General features: G+C 23.6%; 8 protein-coding genes. 1 reads left to right on the forward strand and 7 read right to left on the reverse strand.

What is annotated here, in order from left to right:
- From BUA62_RS10785 to BUA62_RS10815, 7 genes are all read right to left on the reverse strand, one after another.
- Positions 1-242, reverse strand: a 242-nt coding sequence (locus tag BUA62_RS10785; RefSeq protein WP_143148382.1) for a transposase family protein, incomplete at its 3' end; no start/stop codon positions are given.
- A gap of 26 nt (positions 243-268) precedes the next feature.
- Positions 269-862 carry a hypothetical protein gene (locus BUA62_RS10790; RefSeq protein WP_072866053.1) on the reverse strand — a complete coding sequence of 198 codons (594 nt, stop codon included), beginning with the start codon at positions 860-862 and terminating at the stop codon, positions 269-271.
- Positions 863-878: 16 nt separating this feature from the next.
- Positions 879-2,018 (reverse strand): hypothetical protein, encoded by a 1,140-nt coding sequence (locus BUA62_RS10795; RefSeq protein ID WP_072866054.1) that lies wholly within the window; start codon positions 2,016-2,018, stop codon positions 879-881.
- Positions 2,019-2,160: 142 nt separating this feature from the next.
- Positions 2,161-2,721 (reverse strand): hypothetical protein, encoded by a 561-nt coding sequence (locus BUA62_RS10800; protein ID WP_072866055.1) that lies wholly within the window; start codon positions 2,719-2,721, stop codon positions 2,161-2,163.
- Between the two features lie 89 nt (positions 2,722-2,810).
- The gene (locus BUA62_RS10805) at positions 2,811-3,119 is read right to left on the reverse strand and encodes a metallophosphoesterase family protein (RefSeq protein WP_072866056.1); all 309 of its coding nucleotides are present in this window, start codon (positions 3,117-3,119) and stop codon (positions 2,811-2,813) included.
- 15 nt (positions 3,120-3,134) lie between these two features.
- Positions 3,135-4,556, reverse strand: coding sequence for an ATP-binding protein (locus BUA62_RS10810; protein ID WP_072866057.1), 1,422 nt, complete (start codon positions 4,554-4,556; stop codon positions 3,135-3,137).
- A gap of 44 nt (positions 4,557-4,600) precedes the next feature.
- Entirely contained in the window at positions 4,601-5,533 is a 933-nt protein-coding gene (locus BUA62_RS10815; protein WP_072866058.1) for a 3'-5' exonuclease, read from the reverse strand.
- Positions 5,534-6,225: 692 nt separating this feature from the next.
- Between BUA62_RS10815 and BUA62_RS10820 the strand changes: the two genes are divergently transcribed.
- On the forward strand, positions 6,226-7,168 hold a 943-nt coding region (locus BUA62_RS10820), incomplete at its 3' end, for an AAA-like domain-containing protein (RefSeq protein WP_143148383.1).

Consider the following 7,168-nt stretch of genomic DNA (forward strand, 5'->3'; position numbering starts at 1 on the left):
CATTCTTTGTTTTTACATTTAAATATTCTCATTTCCAATATTATTGTTACTTTTTTTCCTCCTATTGGTAAATCCTGAAAGCTTCTTGTGTATTTTGAATGTACTTTATCTGTTTCTTCTCCACATACTGGACATTTTGCTTTTTTCTTTTTTGATTTTACATAAATATATATTGTGTCTTCTTTTATTTCATGTTTTATATACTTTAAACCTTTATCCAGCATTTTTATTATTTCTTTCATTTAGCTCTTCCCTTTCGCTTTTTCTTTTATTTTAACATTTTTATCATTCCTTTGTCAACTTTCTTTGGAAAGAGCCAAAATTCTCTTGTTATACCATACTTACCTTTATATAATGGCGTAAATAATGATATGTTTGATTGAGAGTAATCTTTTTCAAATGAATTTTCAAATTGGTTTAAAATAAAATCTATATCATTTTTATAACACCATAGTATTAAATTTTCTCTTCTTTTAAACTTAGATATTTTATATAAAAATTTTAATTCTTTATTTTTGTGATAAAGTTCTTGAAAGAAGGTATGATACTCTAATTTACTTTTTCTTACTGGAATATATATTTTTATAATGTTTCGTGTTTCATTTATTGCGTCATTAAAACCAAAATAATACCAATAGTAATCTTCATTGTGCCATATTTTTGAATTTTTATTTTTGTATTTTTCAGTACTAATATATTCTATTGTTTTATTTTTTTCATTTACGCGATTAAGAGATTCATATATCATATTTGATAATTCATTTTTTTCAAAAATATATTTATTTTCAAGATATACGTTTTCATAAATATTATTCATCTCATATTCAATTAAACTTTTTTGAACATTTATATCTATATTCATCTTATCCTCCTAATTATTAAAATTTTTCAAAATCTTCTTTTATTAATTTTTTAACATCATCAAATAATTCTATAGGTAAAAAAATCTTATCTGAATAAATTAAAGGTCTCCTTCTTCTAAAATTTAAATATTTATCTCCAAACATATCTATATCATCTAAAATTATTTCTATATCAAATCTATCCATTTTATTTATATATCCTTCAAAATATTTTGATCCTCTATAATCTTTTTCAAAAACATATGCTCTTTTTTTATAATTATTTTTATTTTGATCCAACCATTTTAATAAAATTTTTTCTATATCACTTATAAGTCTATTTATAAATTTTCTATTTTCTTTATGAAGTCTTTCAGCTTCTCTTTTCTGTTCTAAATATTCTTCATTTCTTTTATATTCAATATTTAATATATCTAAAATTATATTCTTTGTATCAAGATATTTTAAATTTTTAACTAATTTTGGTTCTTGAAAATCTGAAATTGGTATATTAAGAATATCTATATTTGCAAAATAAAAATAATCAAAAACTTTTTTTATATTGCTTTCAAAATAATTTTTATTTAAATATTTATAAAAATTATTAAAAGTTATTGGTTGAATCCGACTTTCAAAAAACATAATAATTAATCTACTAAGCGCTCTGTAAAAACTATACGATGAAATTATCGGATATTTCCCTTTATATAATGGAGAAAATACAGGAATATGTTTTAAGCTATAATCATTTAAAAATTTTTCTTCAAATTTTTCAAGAAAAAAGTCAATCTCAGATTTTTTTATAATTATATAAAAATCAAACATCGATACATTCCAAAAATCATCAAAACAATAATTTAACTTTATTTCCGAATATTTTTTTTTAAAATTTTCCATAAATTCATAATGTTTTTTACTTATTTTTTTAATGGGAATATGTAGTTTCATAAAACTATCATCATATTTTTCTTTAGCATCACAATATTTTATTTTCTCATCTTTTTCTATTTTATTTAATAATTTATAATATTCATAATAAATAGTTTTTTTATATATAAGTTCTGAAATTTCATCAAGAGATAGAATTTTATCGAACTGTTTATATAATACATATAGTTCTTCAAGAAAAGCATCAATTAAAATTATTTGAAAATGTTTATCTATATAAAAATTCATTTTATCACTCCAATTCAATGAAAATCATAATATTCAAAACTTCCATTACTTTACTTTTTTCTTACAAAAACTATTATGATACTCTATATATCTCATTTACAACACTTTTTAATATAAATATTCGAAAATTCTGGAATTTTTATTAAAATTTTGATGGACTTTCAAAATTTATAACTTTTTGTGCCATTTCCGTAAATGTTCCATCATGAGTTACAATAAATGCCTGTTCTATTTCATTTAGCATATTTTTAAGATTTTCTGCAAGCATATTTCTTCTTTCTTCATCAAGATTTATGGTAGGTTTATCAAGCAAATAAATATTAGCTTTTGATAAAAAATTAGCAAGAGCCATACTTATTGAAATCGCAACACTTACTTGTTCTCCACCGGATAATATACTAAAATTTCTTTCTCCTTTTATATCATCATGAATTTTCACCTGATAATTGTCTTCAGAATCCCAGATTATTTTTTCATTCTTTTCAGACATTTTTATATAGTTTTCAGTTGCTTTTATCGAGACTGTTTTGGTAAATTCTTTACTTACATAAATTCCCATTGTTTTTATTTTATCTCTAAATTCTTTCGTCAATTCTAATTTTCTTAAATAAATTTTTATTTCGTCTTCCAATTTTTCTTTTTCTTTTAAAATCGCATTTCTTTTTTCAAATATTTTTCTCAAATTATTTAATTCATTTTCCAATTTTCCTATTTCAGTATTTAAATCAATTATTATTTTTTGTTTTTCTGAGATTTTTTCTTCTATTTTTTTTATTTCACTATTTGATTTTTCTAAATTTTCCTATTTTTCAATTCTTTTTTGAGTTCTAATAAATTTTTTGTTTCACTTTCAATTTCATTATTTAGATTTTTTAATTTTTCCAAAATTTTTTCTGTTCTATATAATATATCAGGTAATAATGTGCTTTTATCAAATAAATCACCACTTATCAAAAATATATCAACAGACAATTCTATTGCCTTATCCGCTATATATTCAGCTGCATTGAAGTAATCTTCATATCTTTTGTTTGTATATTCACATATTCCACCAACAGGCCTTCTGCCAAGATGCCAGTCTGATGTGTGCAATATTTTCATTTCATCGCTTCCTTTTTAAAGCTTATAATAAGTGTTTCTACCTTTTCCATATCTTTTAAGGTATCCTTTTTCCACATAGTCTTTTAAAATACTACGTGCTCTTCTTTCTCTTACATTCAAAATTCTTTCAACATCATTTCTTGTAATTTTCCCATATTTCTTTAAAAATGACAATATTTTCTTATCTATTTCCGGCACTTTTCCGGCACTTTCCGGCACTTTTCCGGCACTTTCCGGCACTTTTCCGGCACTTTCCGGTTTTATCGATTTTTCGAACATTTCTTTATTTTCTATTATTTTATAAATTATAACTTTAAAATATCGGCCATCATCAAAAAAATTCGGTTCTTCTAATCCATTTAATTTACATAATTCTATAATTCTTTTTATTCCTGTTCCCCATTGTTCTATAAATCGTATTTCTTTAAAAAAACGGGCAATAACCTTATTACGTATTTCCGATCTCCCATATTTTATGGATTCGACATCAAGATTTCCAGGTAATCCACCAGGCGAAGTAATTTCAATTCTATCATCAAAAATAGCTAATTTTATATCGGAATTTATAGAATAATCTCTATGTACTACTGCATTTATTATAGCTTCTCTAATAACTTCTATTGGAACTACATATTTTTCCTTCCTAATAACTTCAGTTATTATCATATTTTTTTCAATATGAATTTTTGCAAATTTTATAGCGTCCTCTACAATTTTATATATTGGTCCTACAAACTCTTTGCTGTCAATAAATTCCTTTACTGTATTTCCTTTAAATCTTGCACATTTTATATCAGCATATTCCAAAAATTCCTCTTTTCCAATTAACAATGCACCACCAATAGTGAGAAAATGTTTTTTGTTATATTCTTTTAAAATCTTTAGATTTAGCATTTTGTTTTCATTTAACTCTTTTCCAGTATAATTTTTAAAATCTTTTTTTATTGTTTCAAAATTAATATTTTCCTGTGGATAATTAAATAAGATTTCTTCATCGTAGGAAATATTTAACCTTTCTCTTTCCAGGGATTTTATAATATTTTCATCAGCAATTCTTGTTGTAGCTCCTACTCTGATATAAACCTTTTTTTTATTATTTTTTCCTTTTAAATAGTATGGTTTCAATTGACCTGAAAAAACCTCAATTATTAATAAATTTTTGTTATCAATATTTGTAATATAAATTTCTGGAATAATTGATGGAAAACATTTTTCTGAAATAAGATTTGATATTTTATCTGAAAGATCCAGAATTTCGTCATCATCAATTCCAATTATTTTATTAGTCTTATCCTCTATTCCAAATATTATTTTTCCGCCATTTCCATTAGCAAATGCTACAACAGTTTTAAGAAAACTGTTATAATTGCCAGAAAGCTTTTCTTTGAATTCTAACTTTTTATTTTCACCTTTTCTAATTTCTTCAAGTATATTCATATAAATCACCCATAGAGTATAGATTTGTAACCGTACACTTTTAATTATAACATGCTTATTTGTTTTTTTAATTCATTTATAATATACGTTGGCGCTATATATTTTTTATATGCAAAATCCATAAGATTTTTTAATTGCTTTTTTTCTATTCTTATTTCTTTTTCTTGGTTTTCATTATGTGAAATCTCTATTTCACTAATGTCAAGCTCTTCTGTCATAATTATATCTCTTGTTTCATATGGAAATTTCATAAATAAATCCGAAATATTTTTTATTTCATTATTATCTTTTTTATTTTTAATAGCAGCGATTATAGGTATTAACATTTCTTTTGGTCTTGTTATTGCAACATACATTAATCTCAAAATTTCAGTGTCTTCAAGATATTTATTTTTATCGAACATTTCAGAAAAATCTTTTCCAAGTGTAATATTTATTTTCTCTTTATCTGTTAAAGGTATATCGACATTTTTTACTATTTTTAAGAATAGCTTTTTTAAGACAAAACATCTCACATTATCTTTTGGTAAAGAAAATTCTGTTTTTTCGTCAGAAGTATTTACTTTTTCTCCAGTTTCCTCACTTGAATTTAAATTTATTTTTCTTCCTAATCCACCAAGTATTACAATAGGAAATTCAAGGCCTTTTGATTTGTGAATAGTCAATACCTTTACAACATTTTCTTTTTCATCAAGGATAGCAGCTTCACTTTCTGAGATTTCTGATGATTTTTTTAACAGTCTCATCAATTCAGCAAAAGATATTGCAAGTGTGTTATATTGATCTACTTCATCAATCAATTTTTTTATATTTGCTATAGCATAGTAGGAATCTGTATATAATGTTAATTTTGAAAGGTAATTATTTTCTGTTATAACACCTTTTAATATTTGTGTTGGCTTTAAATAATATTTTAACTCCACATATTTTTCCAGTACTTCAAACGCTCTTTTTTCATTTTCTTGATTTTCAATCAAGAAAAGCTTTTATTGAATCATTTCATTCAGCTGTTCAAAGAGAGTTTGTTGAATATATTACTTTTAACGATATCAAAGATGTTTATAATTATTATATTTCCTATATTTATTTCTATAATCATCTTTGCTTCGCAAAAAATACTTTTTATTTTTAATATTTTTATACCTTTAACTTGCTTTCAAAGAAAAGCAGTTATGGGTCTTTAAAGTATCTTACTCCTGATTTCGTTTTTTATCTTTTTAATGATAATTTCAATAATTTTATTTCGTCTTATGATTTTTCTAATTTTTTCGTTTCTGTGAAAAAATGAGATTTCCTTATTTTTTGTCTAATTTTTGGGGGTCAAGCCGCGCATGTGGGTCACCTTCCTTATTTATTTTATTATACTATTTCTTTGTTAACTTTTCGGTGCCCACTTTGGATGGTCAAATCCACTAATTCTTAATTCTTTTTTTGTACATTTTTATTTTCCATTTTTTTAACAATCTTGTTGTTGTTTTTACAAATGTTATATTTTAAACTAAAAAAATATTAATTATGCATTATCTTAAAAATAAAATCATTTAAACTTTGATTGTCAGCTTTAAAAATAAAATATCACGATTTTATGATATAATAAATATAGATATTTATGAATAAATTTTAATGAGTTCTTTAAATATAGATTTTTAGTTTAAAATGGAGGTATGTTATGAGAAATTTTTGTACATCAGGACCTGTTAATAAGGAAACTTGTTATTATATAGAAAGACCCGATATAATGAAAGAAGCGCTTGACCATATAGAAAACTGGAGATACTTTACAGTATCAGCGCCAAGACGAACAGGGAAAACAACATTGTTAAAAGATATAGTTGAGAAAATAAAAGATAAATATTTACCTATTTTTATTTCTTTTGAAAGTTATGGAGAAAAAAGGAAAGTTGAATTTTTAAGAACGTTTGTAAAGGATATAAATCGTTCATTAAAAGGTTTGTATGGTAAAATGATTGATTTGACTATACCAGGAAGTATAGATGATATAAGAAATTTAATTGAAGAGATAACAGAAAAAGAAGGAAAAGAAATAATATTAATGATAGACGAGTTTGAAAAATTAGATGAAAAAATAATGAATGAATTTTTGCATGTAATAAGAAGCATATATCATGATAGGGAAATATACAAACTCAGAAGTGTAATATTAATAAGCATAGGATATTTAAGTGGAATATTAGAAGACAACGCTAGTCCATTCAACATAGCGGAACATTTAGAAGTACCATACTTTACAAAAGAACAAGTATATGATTTACTAAAACAACACGAAAAAGAAACAGGACAAATATTCGAAGAAAAAGTAAAAGAATTAATATGGCATAATGCTGCTGGACAACCTGGATTAACCAATGGACTTGCATATGATTTAGTAATGAAAAAAGCTAAAGGTGAAAATATTATAACTGAAAAACATTTTGAAAAAACTTTATATGATTACATGTATGTTTATATAGACAAAAATATTGCAAATATAATAAATAAAGCAAAAAATGAAAAGAATTTAATAATGCAAATATTATTTGAACCACAAAATGTAGAATTTAATATATATGATGAAAGAATAAATTATCTTTATTTAAATGGGTTAATAGACA

It is taken from the genome of Marinitoga hydrogenitolerans DSM 16785 (genome assembly GCF_900129175.1).
GTDB classification, from domain to species: Bacteria; Thermotogota; Thermotogae; order Petrotogales; family Petrotogaceae; genus Marinitoga; species Marinitoga hydrogenitolerans.